This is a genomic window from Selenomonas ruminantium subsp. lactilytica TAM6421 (genome assembly GCF_000284095.1).
GTDB lineage: Bacteria > Bacillota > Negativicutes > Selenomonadales > Selenomonadaceae > Selenomonas_A > Selenomonas_A lactilytica.
In genome coordinates this window covers 1035527-1053816 of record NC_017068.1, presented here as the reverse complement: position 1 = coordinate 1053816, position 18290 = coordinate 1035527, and the positions used below count along the sequence as shown (strand labels likewise).

Here is an 18290-nt window from a genome sequence, read left to right as displayed (position 1 = left end):
AGCCATGATCCCACCACGCTTCAAACTCTATCTCCATCACCACAAAAAAACTTTACTGGGCCTTGGCGGCTGGCAGCTGGCAGCCGTCATGCTCTACACCGCCGCCATGAACGCGCTGGCCTGGTGCGTGGATTCTGTCTTTCTGGAACAAAAAAATTTAATGCAGGCAGCACCGGTTTTACTGGTGCTGCTTTTCTTGCTCATTTTCTGGGAAATCACCCGCTACCTGCAAAAGCAGCTGCAACATAGAGCATCATTACGCGTCCGCCATAAGCTGCGGCAAAGGATTCATCGCCAGCTCCTCTCGGAGCCTCAAACATCTGCTCATAGCGCCCGCCTGCTGACTTTGGCCTGCGAAAATGCGGAAGCATTGGACGACGATTGGCAGATCATCATTCCCGCTGTGATTTCCCTGCTGACCACCATCCCTTTCCTGCTGCTTGTCTTTGCCTGCAGCGATATCATCAGCGCCGCCATCTGCCTGCTGACCATCCCCATTGCCCCCTTCCTGCTCTATCTGCTCAGCAGCCTGACCAAAGACCGCAGTGCCCACGCCTGGGAAAACTTAACCCGGCTCACCCAAGGATTCCATGAACTGCTTCGCACCCTGCCTTTATTGAAGATATTTCGGCAGGACAAAGCCCAGCGCCTGACGGCCCAAAAATTGCTCCACGATTTTTCCACGGCCACCCTCAAGGTTCTGGAACTTGCTTTTTTAGCCAGCTTTGTGCTGGAACTCATCACCACCCTGGCCATTGCCCTGATTGCCGTAACCATCGGTCTGCGGCTGCTGCAGGGGGATCTCGCCTTCCAGACCGGCTTCTTCATCCTGCTTCTGCTGCCGGAATTCTACCAGCCCCTGCGCCAAACCGGCACGGCCTTTCACGCGACCATGAACAACAACACGGCGGCCGCCCAAATCGAGCAGGCTTTAGGAGCTTTTCCAGAAGCATCCCCCCAGGGCCATCACGAAAGCCTGCTCATCCCGCCCGCTATAACAATAAAGAATATCCAGTTCACCTATCCCCAGCGGCATACCCCCGCTCTAAATCATCTTTCCCTGCAGTTTCCGGCGGGCTGCATCACCCTGCTCACGGGCAACAGCGGCTGCGGCAAAAGCACCCTGCTGACCTTATTGACAGGAATCTATGCCCCTGACAGCGGGCAGATTCTTCTGGAGGACCAGCCCCTACCTACCATGCATCCGGACAGCAGGGCCAAACTGATTGGCTGGCTTCCCCAGGAGCCACATCTCTATCAGGGAACACTGGCACAAAACCTGCTGCTCTTCCAAAATGCCCCGGATGAACGCTGCCTGCAGGCCCTGCGGCTGGCCCAATTGGAAAATTTTTATATGAGCCTTCCCGCTGGACTAAACACGCTGATGGGAGACGGCGGGCAAAAACTTTCCCAAGGCCAGCTGAAGCGTCTGGGGCTGGCCCGGCTTATCCTGCAAAACAATCCCATCCTGCTGTTGGACGAGCCCACCACCGGTCTGGATGAAGAAACAGAAAAACGCATCATCCGAACCATTTCTGTGCTGGGCAAACGGCGCACCGTGATCATCAGCAGCCATCATCCCGCTTTGCAGGAAATTGCCGACAAGATCATCAACCTTAACGATTATTTGCCCAAGGAGGCCGACTGATGTTAAGAGAAATCTTCACCATACTGCGCCCCTTTGAAATCTGCCTGCTGCTGACACTCAGCCTTGGCGCCCTGCTCACCAATCTGGGGCTGCTAGGCGCCGCCGCCTGGCTGATCAGCTCTGCAGCCCTGATGCCGCCTCTCTATGCCCTGTCCTTTGGCATAACCGCTGTGCGGGCCTTGGGCATTGGCCGGGCAATCCTGCGCTATGGCGAACGCTATTTCACCCATGCAAAAGCCTTTGCGCTGGTGGAAAACCTGCGCCTGCGCCTCTACGATACCGCCAGCCAGCTGGCAAACATGCCCCAAAACAGGACAAAGCAGGGCACCATGCTAAATGCCTTACTCACCAATGGTGAAATCGTACAGGATTTCCTGCTGCGCGGACTGCTCCCACCAGCCGTCCTGCTTCTAGGGCTGGCACTGCTGATGTTCTGTCTTTATCCGCTGCTGAAATTTTATGTGCTGCTGCTCCCCTTGCTCTATGTTCTCCACCTGCTGCCGCTATGGTTCCCTATGTCTAAAAAAAGCCGCCAAAGCCAGGCCTACCGCAATCAATTGCTGGATTTTGCCCAGAGTTCCCATGAACTCCTTATGACCAGCAGCCTGCCCCTGGCCTGCAACGAACTTGATCGTTCAGCGCTGAACTGGCAACGGGAACTCTTGCATAGCCAAAAGCAGCAGGATCAGATTGATTTATGTTTGGGCATTGTGCGCCTGCTGATCTTTGTCAGCCTCTTTGCCCTGCTGATTGATGACGTCCGGCAGGATATGCTCGATGGCATCGGCTTATCCCTATGGCTTTTGGTCCTGTTGGCCTTCTTCAACGAACTTCCCCAGCTCCCCCATGCCATTCGCCATTTCCAGGAAGCCCGCCTTGCCGCCCAGGCATTGCAGTCATCACCAACAGGAAAAGAAACCATGGCCGACAACGATGCCCCTTTGCTGACCGTCAAAAATCTTTCTTTCCACTATCCCCACGATACAGATATCTTCCAGCAGCTGAATTTCGCCCTTGCCCCTGGCCAGCATCTGGCCATTATCGGCGACAGCGGCAGCGGCAAGACCACCTTGGCTTACCTGCTGGCCGGTCTCTGGCAACCCACTGCCGGCTCCGTCAGTTATTGTCAGGCCAATTCTGCCCCCATCTGCGCCATCCCGCAGGGCAGTTATCTCTTCAGCCAGTCCATCCGTGAAAATTTCCTGCGCCTGCACCCTGACATCAGTGAAAATGACATGTCAACGGCTCTGCAAGCCGCCCAACTGACTAACCTTATAAAAAAACTCCCCCAGGGAATCGATACACCCTTAGGGGATAATGCCTGCTTTCTCTCCGGCGGCGAACGCAACCGCCTGATCACGGCCCTGATTCTGGTCAGTTCTGCCCCCATCCTGCTCTTTGACGAGCCCACCGCCGGCCTTGAACTGTCAACTGCCGAAAAGGTTCTGGACAATATAATTGACCGGTCAAATCTGACCGGTCAAACCGTAATCGTGATTACCCATGACCTGCCACAGCTGCATAGATTCTCACAAATCATGAAAATGCCTTAACGCCTATTGACCCCTAAGAAATCATTCGATCTTCCCAGCCTGGAATTCCGCCAGAATCTCCTTCTTGGCAATCTTGCCCGTAGAGGTACGGGGCAGTTTTTCCATAATGTGGAACTCCCGGGGAATTTTGTAGAGGGCCAGATTGTTTTGCAGGTAGTGCTTGAGTTCCCGAATATTGACGGATGCTCCCGGGTGGACGCTGTAGAAACAGGCACCTGCCTGGCCGCGGAGTTTGTCCTCGATGCCGATGACAGCGGCCTCATGAACACCCGGGAACTGATAGATTACTTCTTCGACTTCGCGCGGGTAGACATTCTCGCCCATGCTGATGATCATATCCTTGATGCGATCGACGATGTAGATATAGCCATCTTCATCGGCTCGGGCCACATCACCCGTATGGAACCAGCCGCCCCGCATGGCATCATAGGTCACATCAGGAAGATTCCAATAGCCCAGCATCACATTCTCGCCTTTGACGACGAGCTCTCCCAATTCTCCCTGTGGAACCTCATCTCCTTGATCATTGACAAGTTTCCATTGCAGATCCGGCACCACCGGCCCGCAGGAACCTACCTTTGTCTTCCCCAGCGGTGTCATGGTGACGATTGGCGATGTTTCCGAAAGGCCATAGGCCTCGCTGATATCCAAGCCGAACTTCTCCGTAAAGTCCTGTTGGATCTTCAACGGCAAGGTCGTGCCGGCGCTGACCACCAAGCGCACCGTTTTCATATCCTCCGGCGTGCCGAGTTTTGTCAACAGGCTGCAGATGGACGGCACCAGATAGAGGTCGGTGACACCTTCCTCGCGAATAGTGCTGATCGTCGTCCGCGGCGTGAAGGAATCGAGGATGACGATGGCCGCGCCGACACTAAGCGTATAAAATACCGCACAGGTCAGTCCATAGCAGTGGTACATCGGCAGGACGCAAAGCGCCTTATGCCCGGGCTTGCAGCCCATATAGGCAATCTGCCCTACATTGAACAGCAGATTGTGATGGGAAATCACTGCACCCTTGGGGTTGCCTGTGGTGCCTGACGTGTAGATGATCTGGCAGGGATTATCCGCGCTGAAGAACTCGGACAGTTCCGGTGCCTCTTCGATACCTGGTTTGGCCTTGCCAATGGTGCGGATATCATACTGCACCACTCTGAGCTGACAGCGCAGCTGCGCCAGAGAATCCACCAGATTCAACGGCTGATAGGTCAGCAGCAGCCGGATGCCGGCATCTTTGATGATATAGGCAATCTCGCGATTGCTGAGCTGGAAATTCAGGGGAACAGCGATTGCCCCCAGGGAAGTGATACCCATATAGGCAAAGATGAACTCCGCACTGTTGCGCGTGAAGATACCGACACGGTCACCCTGATGGACCCCGCTGGCCGCCAGACGGTCACGGCAGGCTTTTACCGCCAGCTGCAGCTCTCTATACGTAAAACGACGTTCATGATCCACAATTGCCAAATCATCCGGTGCGCCCCGATAAATCAAATCATGGATAAGCATTTTATCACTCTTTTCTCTCTAAACAAAAATTAGTACCTGTTACTAATTTTATACCAGGTACTAAAAAATGTCAAAGAAAAAATTTAAACGGGCTATGCCTAAATGATTGCTCACTTACGCATAGCCCGCGTTACCATAGCAAATTTTTCATGACAATTGCTGGATAAAGGCCAATGACTTCAGCGGCCTGCCCAGCAGATTCTGCAGATAGGTCAGGAACAATTGCTCCGCTTGCATCAGCAGGCTGCCGGTCACTTTGAGTTCCTGCGGATTTTCCCAATTGTAATCCCTGAGCGCCAGGATAAAGCGACGCAATTCATCGGCCAAGGGCTGCGCCCCCGGCTCCCGGCAGTCTTCGCAGAGAACGCCGCCCGCAGTCATGCTGAACAGGGCGTCATCGCTCACTGCAGCCCCGCAATGGACGCAGTGTTCAAAATGCAGCTGCATGCCGGTGAATTCGAGCAGCTGGATCACAGCCATCAACGCCGTCACTCTGGGATTGCGCATCTCAAAAGAATCGAGGATGTATAAAAGACGGGCAAACATATGGGGCTCGGCCTGCCCCGGCGGTAAAAATTCCCGCAGGAATTCGGCCACAAAACTGCCATAGGCCATGACCTCCAGATCCTCGGTGAGCTTCTTATAGTGACGCTTCAGGGTACATTGTCGCACCGTGTCCAGCCGCCGGCCCTCGGAGAGCTGCACCTCGATGCTGGAAAACATCTGCATGCCGGCGGCCAGGGAACTTCTCGGACGGCGGCAGCCAAAAGCCGCGGCCTCTACAAGGCCGCGGTCTGCTGTAAAGAGCGTCACCATCTTATCCGCTTCGCCCCAATTTCTGGACCCTAAGACTACTGCGGCAGTTTGGTAGCTTCCCATTATTTATTCTCCTCTGGCTTCACATCGCTGATGCGTTTGGGCATGACTGCACCGGCTGTCAGCATATACTGCAGGGCCGACTCGCTGCTGATATCCAAATAGGTCACATCACTCTTTTTGACAAAGAGATTGGTCCCGGAGGTCATGTTAAGGCTCCAGGGCACAAAAACGCAGACATAGTCATCCCCGAGCTTGTCCTTCAAGGTCTGAGGCACATCGGCCATGATAAAGCCCAACGCCTGGGACTGGTGAAAGGGCACCAGCACCACATGATCAAACATATTATTGGACTCGAATACTGCCGTGGACAGATGCTTGACGCTGTTATAGATAAACTTGATGACAGGAATCTTGCCCAGCAATGTCTCCCCAATATGAATCAGTCGGCGAGCCGCCCAATAGGTTGAAGCCCACCCCGTCAGATAGATGACCAGCAGCAGGGTGACAATTCCCATGCCCGGAAAATAAAACGGGAGGTGCTTGCCCAGCACCCCTTCCGTAAAGTTCAGCGTTTCCAGCACCACGAAGATGGTGATGGCCAGCGGCACGAGAATGATCAGGCCATTGATAAAACGGCGGGAAATCCGCTTCGAACAGCTTTCCTTCATCGCTCGTCACCAAAGCCGAAATTGCGCAGGATACCGTCACGGTCACGCCAATCCTTCTTGACCTTTACCCAGAGGTCCAGGAATACCTTGGAGCCCAGGAGATTCTGGATATCCGTGCGGGCCAGAGCGCCGATTTCCTTGAGCATGGCACCCTTGGCACCAATCACGATCCCCTTCTGGGAATCCCGCTCCACATAGATGGTGGCACGGATATAGACATCGTCATTGGGGCGGGTGGTCATTTCGTCCACATCCACAGCAATGGCGTGGGGAATCTCGTCCCGTGTGAGCTGCAGTGCTTTCTCACGGATGAGTTCGGCCACGATCAGACGCTCCGGCTGGTCAGTGACCATATCCTCCGGATAATACTGCGGGCCCTCCGGCAGATACTTCTTAGCCTCCGTCAGCAGGCTGTCGAGGTTCATTTCCTCCTTGGCGGAAATGGGCACCACACCGGCAAACTCATATTTGGAGGTGTAGTTGGAAATGATGGGCAGGGCCTGCTCCCGTTCGATCAGATCCAGTTTATTGACCACGAGGATGACCGGACGTTTCGTTGCCTGCAGGCGCTCCAGGATATAATGCTCGCCGGGGCCCATCTTTTCCGTGGCATCCACCACGAAGAAAATCGCATCCACTTCCCGCAGGGTGCCTTCGGCAGCCTTGACCATATACTCGCCCAGCTTATGTTTCGGTTTATGGATGCCTGGGGTGTCGAGGAAGACAATCTGCGCATCGGGCTGTGTCAGGATACACAGGATGCGGTTGCGCGTGGTCTGGGGCTTATCGCTCATAATGGCGATTTTCTGCCCAATCAGGGTATTGATCAAAGTGGACTTCCCCACATTCGGTCGGCCAATAACGGCGATAAAGCCGGATTTCATCTTCTGCTCCATATATGCCTCTTTCCTAAATCTCTTATCTTTCAATCTCTGCTGATGCCCAATTTATCCATAACGAAGCGCTGTTCCGCTTCCATCTCTTCCCGTTCCTCATCTTCCATATGGTCATAGCCCAGAAGATGCAGCATGCCATGAACGGTCAGGAAGGCTACTTCCCGACGCACACTATGACCGTAATCGGCAGCCTGCTCTTCGGCCCGTTCCAGCGATATGATCAGATCGCCCAAAACGTTCACTTCGCTGCCGCCCACTACTTCCGGCTCCTCGCTCTCATTGAAGGCGAAGGAGATCACATCCGTAGGACGGTCAACGCCGCGGTATTCCCGATTGATCACATGAATATGCTCGTTGTCGGTGAGTGTCACGCTGACTTCGCTGTTCTCCACACCATAAAGCTCGCCTACCGTTTCGATGGCCCTGCGGATATTTGCGATATATTCTTCCGGAACCTGTAAATCTTCCGGTTCGTTGCTGATGATGATTTCCATGTTACTTTTCCTGTTTCGCCTTTTCTTTCTCTTTTTCGGCCTTGCGCTTCTCTTCATAAGCGCCATAGGCCTCTACAATGCGGGTGACAACTTCATGACGGATCACATCCAGCGGTGCCAGCCGCACGATGCCCACACCCTTGACGTTTTCCAGCACCTTGGCCGCTTCTCTGAGGCCCGAAGTGACACCTCTGGGAAGATCGACCTGTCCCAGGTCACCTGTGACTACCATACGGGAGCCAAAGCCCAGACGCGTCAGGAACATCTTCATCTGCTTGTCCGTGGTATTCTGGGCCTCGTCCAAGATGATAAAGGCATCTTCCAGCGTACGGCCGCGCATATAGGCCAGCGGCGCAATCTCGATAAAGCCCTTGGCCATGAATTTTGTATAGGTATCCTGACCTAAGATATCCTGCAGGGCATCATAAAGGGGACGCAGATACGGATCGACCTTGTCCTGCAGATCACCGGGCAGAAAGCCCAGACGTTCCCCGGCTTCCACAGCCGGACGGGTCAGGATGATCTTGCGCACCTCGCGGTTGCGCAGGGCTGCTACTGCCATCACCACGGCCAGATAGGTCTTGCCGGTACCGGCCGGGCCGATGCCGAAGGTGATGGAATTATGGCGGATGGTATCGAGATACCGCCGCTGCCCCAAAGTCTTAGGACGCACATGACGGCCCCTGGCCGTGACCAGGATGGTATCGCCGAACAGGGTATGCAGGGCTTCCCCCTTGCCGCCCTTGACCAGACCGATGCCATAACGCACCTCATGCATGGTGATGGTGGTTCCCTGACGATAGAGATACAGGAGTTCCTCCAGCACCTTGGCTGCCATCTCCACCTGAGCACCCTCTCCGAGAATCTCGATCTGCGTGCCCCGGCTGATGAATTGGCAGTCAAACTCGCTGCGAAACACCTGTAAAAATTCATCGCCTTCACCCAAAAGAGCGAAGGCTTCATGATTGTCCTGAAAAATAATTTTCCGTTCTAATGCCTGCTGCAAAAAATCTGTTCACCTCTAGTGTTAATCTGCGATTGCTTTCGCATTGTACTTTTCAATCATCTTTTCCGGCTTGTAGGATTCCTTGGCCTTGCGCAGGCCTTCCTGCCCCATATCCTCCTCCCGGTTGATATAGGTCATGCCGCTCCATTCATGTTCCACAAAGCCCTGATTGATGGCAGGATATGCCCCGCGGATATTGGGGTCGGCCTTTTCTACATGCACCACCACGGAATCAGAATTGAGCTGCTCCCCGAAGGTAAAGGCAATGATCTTGCCATGGAGGCAAATCGCCCCGCCCTTCAGGTTGAAGTAATCCCAGTCGGCGAAGAGTTCCAGGATGGCATCCCGTTCCCAGGGAATGAATTTCGACTCCGGCATTGCCTCGATATGGGCCGCATACCATTTTTCCAACTCCACCTTGCAGGCGGGCAGGATTTCCGGCGTGATCTCCAGATATTCAGCCTCAGGATAGAGCTTCCGGAACGCATTCAGGTGATTCTTCTTGGAATGCAGCTTGCGCCCGGACAGGGAAATGAGCTTATCCGCCAGATAGACATAGTCAAAATTATCCCGGTCAGCCTGGATGTCAAACTTCCCGACGTATTTTTCCGCCAAGAAATCGGCAAAGGCTTTCTCAATTCCCGTGAAATACAGCACCGCTCCCTGCTCAGCAAAATAAGCGCGCAGGGCTTCCACTGCTTCCTCCCAGCGGGACAGGCTGCAAACCGGCTGCAGGGCATAGAGCACCCCTTCCCATTCACAGGTCAAGTAGAGGATGCCCCCTTGTTCTGCATGTTTTACATGATAGGGCTTGCGCCACATAAAGAGATTGGTGAAATTAAAATGAGAATTCTCGTAATAACCACTACTATAATATTTATCGAGAAGATCTTTGTCTTGTTTCGTTAGTTCTTTAAAATTAATGATATTCAGCCTCCTAATGAAAAAAGCTCTCTATCATCAATTATAGCTGACCTGTCAACACTTGGCCGTGATCTCGGTCACGCAAGTTTCTTCTGACCGCAGGTTTCTTCAGCTGCAGCCACCACGTCCTCAAGGGAACCGCCATTGGCAGCCACCACAGCCGCCCGCATGGTACCTTCCAAAAGCGGACAATCTGCCATGCGTACAGCATCGTCCTTGAGGTTTTCCAGCACGAGCTCCGTGGTCATGATGGCGCTGCCCATGTCCATGATCACCACCGCACCATCACGGCCGCAGACCATTTCCACCGCATCGCTTATTTTCTCATAACTTGTACCCATGATGCCGTCTTCGAGGCCTCCTGCCACGGCAATCTGCACATTATGGGCCATCATCTCGGCCATTTCTTTGATACCTTCGGCAATCTTTACATTATGGGATACGACAACAATCCCTACCAAAATGAATACCTCCTATCAATAGGTAAATGCGGTCAGCTATAAATAGACCGACCGCACACCTGTTATATTATTATTGAATCTTGGATCTTAGCTGTAATAAGCTACGCCAGCCTCAAAGAGCTGCTGGTCTTTCTCACCCGGCACATTGCGGGCAATGTCCTGTCCGATACGCTCGGAATGCCCCATCTTGCCCAGGACACGGCCATCGGGGCTCGTGATACCCTCTACGGCACTGACGGAACCATTGGGATTATAGGGAATGAACAGCGACGGATTCCCCTGCTCGTCCACATACTGGGTGGCAATCTGACCGCGCACCCGCATGTTTGCCAGGACTTCCTTATCGGCAACAAAGCGTCCTTCACCATGGGAAACCGCAATGGTATGGATATCTCCCACATTGACATTGTTGAACCATGGGGAGAGGTTGGATACCACTTTGGTCTTGACCATGCAGGAAACATGCCGACCTATATTATTATACGTCAAAGTTGGCGAACTGTCTACCAAATCACGAATTTCTCCGTATGGAACAAGTCCCAGTTTGATCAATGCCTGGAAACCATTACAGATACCGAGCATCAATCCATCGCGTTTGAACAGCAGTTTGTGGACTTCTTCCTTGATGCGGGGGTTGCGGAACATGGCCGCAATGAACTTGCCGGAACCATCCGGTTCGTCACCGCCGCTGAAGCCGCCGGGCAGCATGATGATATTGGCATCCTTGATCCCTTTGACGATGGCTTCTACAGATTCCTCAACCGCGTGCGGCGTGAGATTGCGCACCACCAGCGTCTCCGCTTCGGCACCGGCTCTTTCCCAGGCCCGGGCGGAATCGTATTCGCAGTTCGTGCCAGGGAATACAGGAATGAATACCTTCGGCTTGGCAATCTTGATCTGATTCTTGATGACATTGCCCTTGGTATAGGTCATATCACCGGCTTTTTCCTTGCTGTACTGCTTAACCTGCGTCGGGAAGATCTTCTCCAGCGGTTTGGTATAAGCCGTTTCGATGTCGGCCAGCATGACAACCGTATCATCGCAGACCACGCTGGGGCCATCAGTGGTTTCACCGATTTCCTGACAGCCGGCCTGCTGCAGGACTTCTGCCAGTTTTTCCGAAGCCGGTACTTCCAGCAGCAATGCGCCGTAATCCGGCGTGAAGAGTTTGCTCTTGCTCATGGACTTGGTGAACTTGAAGCCTACACCATTGCCCAACACCATCTTGGACACAGCCGCCGCGATACCGCCTACGCCGATGCTCTGAGCGGCAAAGACGCGATGTTTTTCCATAAGGTCCGTAACCATGGACCAATTGGCACGCATCTTGGGGAAGTTCGGCAGATCCTGTGCATCTTTCGGTGCGGGGACCAGAAATACCTTGTTGCCGGGATATTTGAATTCCGGCGATACGGCATCGTCAGCCTTGAGCACATCCACGGCAAAAGCAGCCAGCGTTGGCGGCACATGGATGTCTTCGAAGGTGCCGGACATGGAGTCCTTGCCGCCGATGGCCGGGATCTCCAGTTCATGCTGCGCCCAGAGAGCACCTAAGAGAGCCGCAAAGGGCTTGCCCCATTTGACTTCGTCCTTGCCCAGGCTCTCGAAGTATTCCTGGAAGGTCAGGCGAATCTTGTCAGCCCGGCCGCCCAAGGCAACCATCTTGGCCGCCGCTTCAACGACAGCATAGAGAGCGCCATGGAAGGGACTCCATTCCGTCAAAGCGGGGTTGAGACCAAAGGTCATAGCCGTAGCCGTATTGGTTTCTGCGCCCTCTACGGGCAGTTTGGCCACCATGCCCTCTGCCGGCGTCAGCTGACGCTTGCCGCCGAAGGGCATCAGTACCGTATTGCCGCCGATGGTGGAGTCAAAGCGCTCGGCCAGGCCCTTCTGACTGCAGACATTGAGGTCCTGCAGATTCTTGAGCCAGAGCTGTTCCAGATCAGCTTTATCGTCCTGCAGTGCCTGGGGAATCTCCCGCAGGTAACGCTGCTTTTCATCCGGGCAGGTGATTCTGGCCTTCACATGCTGGCGCACACCGTTGGTGTCGAGGAACTTGCGGTCCATCTGCACGATGGCCTTACCCCGCCATTTCATGATCAGACGCGGCTCCTGAGTGATTTCAGCCACCTTGGTTGCTTCCAGATTCTCAGCATCAGCCAGCTTGGCAAAGCGTTCCAGATGCTCCGGACGGATGACCACGGCCATGCGTTCCTGGGATTCGGAGATGGCCAGTTCCGTGCCATCAAGGCCCTTATACTTTTTCTTGACCGCATCGAGGTTGATGGTCAGCCCCGGTGCCAATTCGCCGATAGCTACAGCCACACCGCCGGCACCGAAGTCATTGCAGCGCTTGATCATGCGGCTGACTTCCGGGTTGCGGAACAGACGCTGAATCTTGCGTTCCGTGGGCGGGTTGCCCTTCTGTACCTCTGCACCGCAGGAGGTCAGGGATTCTTCCGTATGCTCCTTGGAGGAACCCGTAGCACCGCCGCAGCCATCACGGCCGGTACGGCCGCCTACCAGCACGACGATATCGCCAGCCAGCGGACGTTCACGCACGACGTTTTCCTTGGGGGCAGCCGCGATAACCGCACCGATTTCCATGCGCTTGGCCATATAGCCTTCATGGTAGACTTCCCGTACCTGTCCGGTAGCCAGACCGATCTGGTTGCCGTAAGCAGAGTAGCCGGCTGCAGCGCCCAGGGTGATCTTCTTCTGGGGCAGCTTGCCCGGCAGGGTGTCTTTGAGCAGGCGGCGGGGATCAGCAGCACCGGTTACGCGCATGGCCTGATAGACATAGGAACGGCCGGACAGAGGATCGCGGATGGCACCGCCCAGGCAGGTTGCTGCACCACCGAAGGGTTCGATTTCCGTGGGATGGTTGTGGGTTTCATTCTTGAACATCACGAGCCATTCCTCGGGCTTGCCGTCAATATCGGCTTCTACCACGATGCTGCAGGCGTTGATCTCCTCGGACTTGTCGAGATCCTCCAGCTTGCCCTGACGGCGCAGTGCCTTCATGCCGATAACGGCAATATCCATCAGCGTCACATCGCGCTCTTCACCGATGTAGAGCATGTCGCGATAGTTCATGTATTTTGCATAAGCCTTGGACAGGCTCGGGCTATAGTAACCTTCATCGATCTGCACATCATCCACCGCCGTAGTGAAGGTGGTATGGCGGCAATGGTCGGACCAGTAAGTATCAATGACGCGAAGTTCGGTGATCGTCGGCGGACGCTTTTCCGTATCCCGGAAGTAGATCTGACAGAAAGCCATATCGGCAAGGCTCATGGCAAAACCATGCTGACGCCAAAAGTCCTGCAAACCTTCGGCATCCAGATCGTTGAAGGTTTCCAGCACTTCAACATCAGCAGGTTCTTCGTATTCACTTACCAGCGTTTCCGGTTTGGCAAGGCTTGCTTCCCGGCTCTCCACCTTATTGATGCAATACTCCTTGATTTTGGCAAAGGTTTCCAGATCGATATCACCTACGATGACGATAACCTTGGCCACCCGGATTTCCGGGCGTTCTTTCTGGGTAATCAGCTGCACGCACTGCGCGGCCGAATCCGCTGTCTGATCATACTGCCCCGGCAAAAATTCCACAGCAAATACTCGGGAATTGGTGAACTTAGGCAGCTTTTCCTCATAGACAACATCCACCGGCGGTTCGGAGAAAACAACATTTTTCACGGCAGCATATTCCTCATCGCTGAGGCCCTCAATGTCGTAACGCTTGATGATGCGCACGGCCTTCAGCTCGTCGAGGCGGAAGGTTTCCCTGAGGTCATCGCACAGCTGCTGGGCGGGAATATCAAAATATCCCTGTCGTTTTTCTACGAAAATTCTTCTAACAGTCATGAACTTTCTTTTCCTCCAGACAATAAATAGAATAAGTACATAAAGCTTTATATAGACAAACAGGCATAGAGACACCTAAAAACAGTGTCCCTATGCCTGTATATCACAAACTGTCAATGGCCACTTTCACGACCACTTTGGTTACCCGGCAGGATTCCTCGCCTACAGAAGCCTGCGGACGATGCACATCCTCGGGATAGAGCACGGCAAAACACCCCGGCGAGAGCACAATGCTGCTATCGGGAATCAATGCCTTATAGAATGTCACATCCCGCTCCTCATCATAGGGAGCGTCTTCCTCCAGATCCGGGCTCAACGGGCACCAGCCCATAAACTCTTCACCGTCAACCATAAACTGGATATCCACGAATTTCCTGTGAGTCTCCGGCTTGCAATCAGCTTCCGGACGGGTATTGTAACGCTGCAGATTGGCAAAGCACTTGTCGCCCTCAATGGGATACTTGCCATCCTCCATCTTGGTGAAATCATGCTCACGCAAAAACGCCAGCGCCTTTTGAATAATCGCCGGATAATCCACATGATTTTCATCCAGCGTATCCATGCTGCCGATAATCATTTCCTAACCCACTCCCTGCTCACATAGTGATTCACAAATCTTCCATAACCATTTTACCTAAAACGCCTGTATTTGACAAGTACACAAAGCCAGAGAAATTGTCATTTTTCTGGTGCAAAGTAATGCCGGACATCTGCCGTAACACTGTCCAAAAGCTTTTCAGCTGACATTTCATCGGCCATATACCAATGGATATAGGGCATCTTCCGGTACCAAGTCAGCTGACGTTTGGCAAAGTGACGGGTGCTTTTCTGGATCAGGTCCACCGCCTCTTCCTTCGTCATTTCCCCGTTCAGCCAGGCAGCGGTTTCCTTGTAGCCAATGCCCTGCATGGCCTGCATATCCCGGGTAACGCCGCCAGCCAAAAGCTGACGTACTTCTGTTTCCAGACCAGCCGCAAACATCAGCTCCACCCGCTGATTGATGCGCGCGTAAAGCCCCTGCCGCTCGCGGTTCAGCCCAGCCACATAGACATCATAGCAAAGCTCACCTTCGCCATATTCCTTCTGTCGGGAAATCTGCTCACCGCCAAAACGGGCCACCTCCAGCGCACGAATCACCCGCCGCAAGTTATTGGCATGGATTTCGGCCGCTGCCTGAGGATCCGCTGCTGTCAGCAGGTCATGGACATACTCCTTGCCTTTTTCTTCCGCCAGAGCTGTCATTTCCTGCCGGAAGTCGCTGTGGTCAGCCGTCTCATTAAACTCATAGCCTTCCAATAAAGCTTTGATATAAAGCCCCGTGCCGCCGGCAATAATGGGAATTTCCCCCTGCTGGTTCAGCTTTGTGATCAGACTTTGCGCTTCCCGCACAAAATCCGTCACATTGAAATTCTCCCAGGGTTCCAGGTTATCCACAAGATGATGGACAATGCCCTGCCGTTCTGCCACCGTGGGCTTGGCAGAGCCAATATCAAAGCCCTTGTAGAAGAGCATGGAATCCCCGGAAATGATCTCCGTATCCAGTTCTTTGGCCAGCTCGATGGACAAGTCCGTCTTGCCCACCGCCGTGGGCCCTAAAATAACGATTAATCTTTCTTTTTCCTGCATCTTCACATTTCCAGCGCAGCCCCGGGTTCTACGATATGAACCTCTGCCCGGGTCATGGCTTCTGTAATCTCCTTGTAATGGCGCACATCCTGATTGATGATGGGCCAGGTATTGTAATGGACGGGAATCACATGGCGGGCATTCAAGAGCTGGGCCGCCATAGCCGCGTCCTCAAGGCCCATGGTGTAATTATCCCCCACAGGCAAAATGGCGTAATCCAGATCATCCTTCTTGCCGATCAGCTGCATGTCCGAGAACAATGCCGTATCGCCGGCAAAGTAAATCTTCAAACCGCCCATATAGATGACATAGCCGCAGGCAATGCCGCCGGGCACACCGCTGCTGTGCTGTGCCAATGTCATGCGCACCTTACCAAAGGGCAGATTCAATGAGCCACCCAGATTCATAGGATGCTGCTTGAGCCCCGGCACGCGCTCCTCACATACGCCCAGGACCTCTGGTATCCCCACCAGACCAGCTCCTGTGCGGGCAGCAATCTCCGGTGCATCCCCCAGATGATCACCATGGGCATGGGTAATCAGGATAAAATCCGCGTCCACTTCCTCAGCCTTGACCGTGGCCTTGGGATTTCCTGTCAAAAATGGATCGCAAAGCACCTTGTACTTGCCATCATCCAACAAAAAACAAGCATGACCATAATACGTAAACTTAACCATCGCAGCTACTCCTTCCTGTACACAATTTGCCTGTCAACAAACTTCATGTTATGCTATGGATATCATTATAACATAAATCAGGGGTAATGTTTATGACTCTATCTGCAAATGACAAACTGACTCTGCCCCAGCTTACCCTGCAGGGCACTGCATATCAAGGCCATCCCTGGCTGCTGCTTACCGGCGGACGTCCGCCTGCGGACAGCTGGTTCTCCAGCCTGCCGCCCATGGCAAAGATCTACGCCGCAGATCACGGACTGGACACCTGCAAAAAGAACCAGCTGCGGCCTGACTATATCCTGGGCGACGGTGACAGCGCTGCTCCTGCCACCTGGCAATGGGGTAAATCCCTGGGCGTGCCCATGGAGGAATTTCCCGCGGCCAAGGATTACACCGACACCCAGCTGGCCCTGCAGAAAATGGCAAAGGCACCGATCATTCTCATAACCGGTGCCTTCGGGGGCCGCCTTGACCATCTGTACAGCCTGATGTATTCCTGTGCGCATCAGCCTACGCCCTGCGTATTAGTGGACGAACAGGAATTCCTGTGTTTTGTAAAAGACAACGAATCCATTACCCTGTCCTTTACCCAGCGCCCCTTGGCCATTTCCCTGCTGCCTGTCACCGCAACATGCCATGGAGTATGCCTTGATAACGTCCGCTGGCCGCTGAATAATGCCAACCTTGACCAGTCAATGCCCAATGCCATCAGCAATGAACTATCAGCTGACCAGTCAACCTTGACCTGTAAAGTGCGGCAGGGCATTTTGGGCATCTACTGCCACTGGCCGGCACCCCTTCCCTATCACCGCAAATCATAGTCATCCTGATGGGAATCGCGTTCTAGCGGATAGTCCAGTTCAATGGTGTGGATGAGCAACACGAAATCAGGCTTGGTCTTCTCCACATAGCTGCGGATACTGCCCTTGAACCAGCGGGGATCGATGATATCCATATATTTAACCGTCAGGGCGAGAAACGGCGCCACACTGTTGGCGAAGGAGTCCTTTACCACGAGGATTTTCACATCAGGAACCTCCGGGGCAAAATTCTCGATGCGGATAAGGGAGCAATCCGCATGATTGTAAGCCGCATAGGGATTGGAGCCATAAAAATCCTGCCGCTCCACCTCGTGCAGGTCATAGGTAACGGAAAAATCCCCATGCGTGTCGATGCCCAGTCCCGGTATCTCATAATGCAAGCTGGTGGGAAACTGCGGATAAAGAAGACAGAAATCATCCGGCTGCGCCAGAACCATGGTTCTCCGCTTCCCCTGGCTTCCCAGGAAATATGCCGGATAAATCTCCTGCCGATAATTCGCCTGAAGCAGAAGACTATCCTGCAGGGAAAGGCCGCCTTCTGTTTCCAGCCACTGCGCAATCTGCCGGGACGCCCATAAGCCTGTTGTGGGCAGCCAATGATGATCCGTCCGGAAGAACAGTTGATGGTACGGTGTCCCCGGAAAATTCCGCTGCATGAGCGGATATAAATCAAGCGTCGCAATACCCCGCCCTTGCAGGCCCCGGAGCATTGCCTCTTTTTTTTGCAAGCCAAAATCCAGCCGCCCGATGATTTCACCATCCTTTTTTTCGTCCACGGCTGGTGGATTCGGCACGAACAGGAACTTTGCGCCCTGTTCCTCACAGAAATCAGCGAAGGAGGCCGTTTCCTCGATATATTCCTGAATATCGAAATTCAGTGTAGGATAGAACAGCCAGCCATCGGCCAACACATGCACACTGCCAGGTGTCAGCGGCGTTATGTCCCAGCCAATGAGCCGGTCATAACGCCTGCCCAGCTCCACCAGTCTCGTATAACCGGGAAAGTGACTTTCGCTCCACCGGGAGAATCTGGCCTGTTCCTCCCGCAATTCATTTTCCTGCCAGCGCACCTGTTCCAGCAGATTCTTCTCCGGTTCTGGTGCTGCAAAGGGATAGCGGGCAGCCCAATCCATCTCCTTTTCCCGCGGATGAATCTGCTCCGTCAGGCGCCAGTTATCCCAAATGACCAACCGCGTCAGCCCATTATCCCATTGGCAGCCCTCAATCAGCACCACCACGGTGAACCAGCGGACAAGAATCATAACAAACGCCAACACCAGAATACCTGCGCAAAAACGCATCATATAATCACGCATGCTCATAA

At 53.7% G+C, this 18290-nt stretch carries 16 protein-coding genes; 3 read left to right on the top strand and 13 right to left on the bottom strand.

All coding sequences use genetic code 11. The features are described 5' to 3' along the window. The first annotated feature begins 4 nt into the window (after positions 1-4). Both cydD and SELR_RS05015 read left to right on the top strand, forming a co-directional pair. Positions 5-1648, top strand: a complete 1644-nt coding sequence (gene cydD / locus SELR_RS05020; RefSeq protein ID WP_014424120.1) for a thiol reductant ABC exporter subunit CydD — start codon at positions 5-7, stop codon at positions 1646-1648. Then, positions 1648-3201: an amino acid ABC transporter ATP-binding/permease protein gene (locus SELR_RS05015; protein ID WP_014424119.1), complete on the top strand. Its 1554-nt coding sequence runs from the start codon at positions 1648-1650 to the stop codon at positions 3199-3201. Before cydD ends, SELR_RS05015 begins: the two co-directional genes overlap by 1 nt. Before the next feature lie 21 nt (positions 3202-3222). Here SELR_RS05015 and SELR_RS05010 read toward each other — a convergent pair whose 3' ends face one another. The 12 genes from SELR_RS05010 to SELR_RS04955 all read right to left on the bottom strand — a co-directional run bounded on the left by SELR_RS05010 (position 3223) and on the right by SELR_RS04955 (position 16145). Further along, positions 3223-4707: a class I adenylate-forming enzyme family protein gene (locus SELR_RS05010; RefSeq protein WP_014424118.1), complete on the bottom strand. Its 1485-nt coding sequence runs from the start codon at positions 4705-4707 to the stop codon at positions 3223-3225. Positions 4708-4854: 147 nt separating this feature from the next. After that, positions 4855-5586 carry a DNA repair protein RecO gene (gene recO / locus SELR_RS05005; RefSeq protein ID WP_014424117.1) on the bottom strand — a complete coding sequence of 244 codons (732 nt, stop codon included), beginning with the start codon at positions 5584-5586 and terminating at the stop codon, positions 4855-4857. Beyond that, a complete protein-coding gene (locus SELR_RS05000) occupies positions 5586-6194 on the bottom strand; it encodes a DUF502 domain-containing protein (RefSeq protein ID WP_014424116.1) in 609 nt (202 codons plus the stop codon). The genes recO and SELR_RS05000 overlap by 1 nt, the downstream gene beginning before the upstream one ends. Then, positions 6191-7090: a GTPase Era gene (era, locus tag SELR_RS04995; protein ID WP_014424115.1), complete on the bottom strand. Its 900-nt coding sequence runs from the start codon at positions 7088-7090 to the stop codon at positions 6191-6193. Before era ends, SELR_RS05000 begins: the two co-directional genes overlap by 4 nt. Positions 7091-7119: 29 nt before the next feature. After that, positions 7120-7584, bottom strand: coding sequence for an rRNA maturation RNase YbeY (gene ybeY, locus SELR_RS04990; RefSeq protein ID WP_014424114.1), 465 nt, complete (start codon positions 7582-7584; stop codon positions 7120-7122). A 1-nt stretch (position 7585) separates the two neighbouring features. Further along, positions 7586-8590, bottom strand: a complete 1005-nt coding sequence (locus SELR_RS04985) for a PhoH family protein (protein WP_014424113.1) — start codon at positions 8588-8590, stop codon at positions 7586-7588. A gap of 21 nt (positions 8591-8611) precedes the next feature. Next, on the bottom strand, positions 8612-9523 hold the full coding sequence (locus SELR_RS04980) for a DUF2156 domain-containing protein (RefSeq protein WP_041914273.1): 912 nt from the start codon (positions 9521-9523) through the stop codon (positions 8612-8614). A 68-nt stretch (positions 9524-9591) separates the two neighbouring features. After that, positions 9592-9975 carry a dihydroxyacetone kinase phosphoryl donor subunit DhaM gene (dhaM, locus tag SELR_RS04975; protein WP_014424110.1) on the bottom strand — a complete coding sequence of 128 codons (384 nt, stop codon included), beginning with the start codon at positions 9973-9975 and terminating at the stop codon, positions 9592-9594. Between the two features lie 87 nt (positions 9976-10062). Beyond that, entirely contained in the window at positions 10063-13842 is a 3780-nt protein-coding gene (locus SELR_RS04970; protein WP_014424109.1) for a phosphoribosylformylglycinamidine synthase, read from the bottom strand. A gap of 103 nt (positions 13843-13945) precedes the next feature. Then, complete coding sequence (locus SELR_RS04965; RefSeq protein ID WP_014424108.1) at positions 13946-14419, bottom strand: NanQ anomerase/TabA/YiaL family protein; 474 nt, start codon at positions 14417-14419, stop codon at positions 13946-13948. A 101-nt stretch (positions 14420-14520) separates the two neighbouring features. Further along, positions 14521-15468 carry a tRNA (adenosine(37)-N6)-dimethylallyltransferase MiaA gene (gene miaA / locus SELR_RS04960; RefSeq protein WP_014424107.1) on the bottom strand — a complete coding sequence of 316 codons (948 nt, stop codon included), beginning with the start codon at positions 15466-15468 and terminating at the stop codon, positions 14521-14523. A gap of 2 nt (positions 15469-15470) precedes the next feature. Continuing rightward, positions 15471-16145: a metal-dependent hydrolase gene (locus SELR_RS04955; protein WP_014424106.1), complete on the bottom strand. Its 675-nt coding sequence runs from the start codon at positions 16143-16145 to the stop codon at positions 15471-15473. 92 nt (positions 16146-16237) lie between these two features. Here SELR_RS04955 and SELR_RS04950 point away from each other — a divergent pair, with 92 nt between their 5' ends. Beyond that, positions 16238-16966 (top strand): thiamine diphosphokinase, encoded by a 729-nt coding sequence (locus SELR_RS04950; RefSeq protein ID WP_014424105.1) that lies wholly within the window; start codon positions 16238-16240, stop codon positions 16964-16966. Here SELR_RS04950 and SELR_RS04945 read toward each other — a convergent pair. Further along, complete coding sequence (locus SELR_RS04945) at positions 16951-18288, bottom strand: alginate O-acetyltransferase AlgX-related protein (protein ID WP_014424104.1); 1338 nt, start codon at positions 18286-18288, stop codon at positions 16951-16953. The two genes, SELR_RS04950 and SELR_RS04945, sit on opposite strands and share 16 nt — an antisense overlap. Between the last annotated feature and the right edge of the window lie 2 nt (positions 18289-18290).

Excerpts from the sequence above, each read along its gene's own strand:
- cydD (WP_014424120.1), top strand. The coding sequence starts at position 5 with ATGATCCCACCACGCTTCAAACTCTATCTCCATCACCACAAAAAAACT.
- SELR_RS05015 (WP_014424119.1), top strand. The coding sequence starts at position 1,648 with ATGTTAAGAGAAATCTTCACCATACTGCGCCCCTTTGAAATCTGCCTG.
- SELR_RS05010 (WP_014424118.1), bottom strand. The coding sequence starts at position 4,707 with ATGCTTATCCATGATTTGATTTATCGGGGCGCACCGGATGATTTGGCA.
- recO (WP_014424117.1), bottom strand. The coding sequence starts at position 5,586 with ATGGGAAGCTACCAAACTGCCGCAGTAGTCTTAGGGTCCAGAAATTGG.
- SELR_RS05000 (WP_014424116.1), bottom strand. The coding sequence starts at position 6,194 with ATGAAGGAAAGCTGTTCGAAGCGGATTTCCCGCCGTTTTATCAATGGC.
- era (WP_014424115.1), bottom strand. The coding sequence starts at position 7,090 with ATGGAGCAGAAGATGAAATCCGGCTTTATCGCCGTTATTGGCCGACCG.
- ybeY (WP_014424114.1), bottom strand. The coding sequence starts at position 7,584 with ATGGAAATCATCATCAGCAACGAACCGGAAGATTTACAGGTTCCGGAA.
- SELR_RS04970 (WP_014424109.1), bottom strand. The coding sequence starts at position 13,842 with ATGACTGTTAGAAGAATTTTCGTAGAAAAACGACAGGGATATTTTGAT.
- SELR_RS04965 (WP_014424108.1), bottom strand. The coding sequence starts at position 14,419 with ATGATTATCGGCAGCATGGATACGCTGGATGAAAATCATGTGGATTAT.
- miaA (WP_014424107.1), bottom strand. The coding sequence starts at position 15,468 with ATGCAGGAAAAAGAAAGATTAATCGTTATTTTAGGGCCCACGGCGGTG.
- SELR_RS04955 (WP_014424106.1), bottom strand. The coding sequence starts at position 16,145 with ATGGTTAAGTTTACGTATTATGGTCATGCTTGTTTTTTGTTGGATGAT.
- SELR_RS04950 (WP_014424105.1), top strand. The coding sequence starts at position 16,238 with ATGACTCTATCTGCAAATGACAAACTGACTCTGCCCCAGCTTACCCTG.
- SELR_RS04945 (WP_014424104.1), bottom strand. The coding sequence starts at position 18,288 with ATGAGCATGCGTGATTATATGATGCGTTTTTGCGCAGGTATTCTGGTG.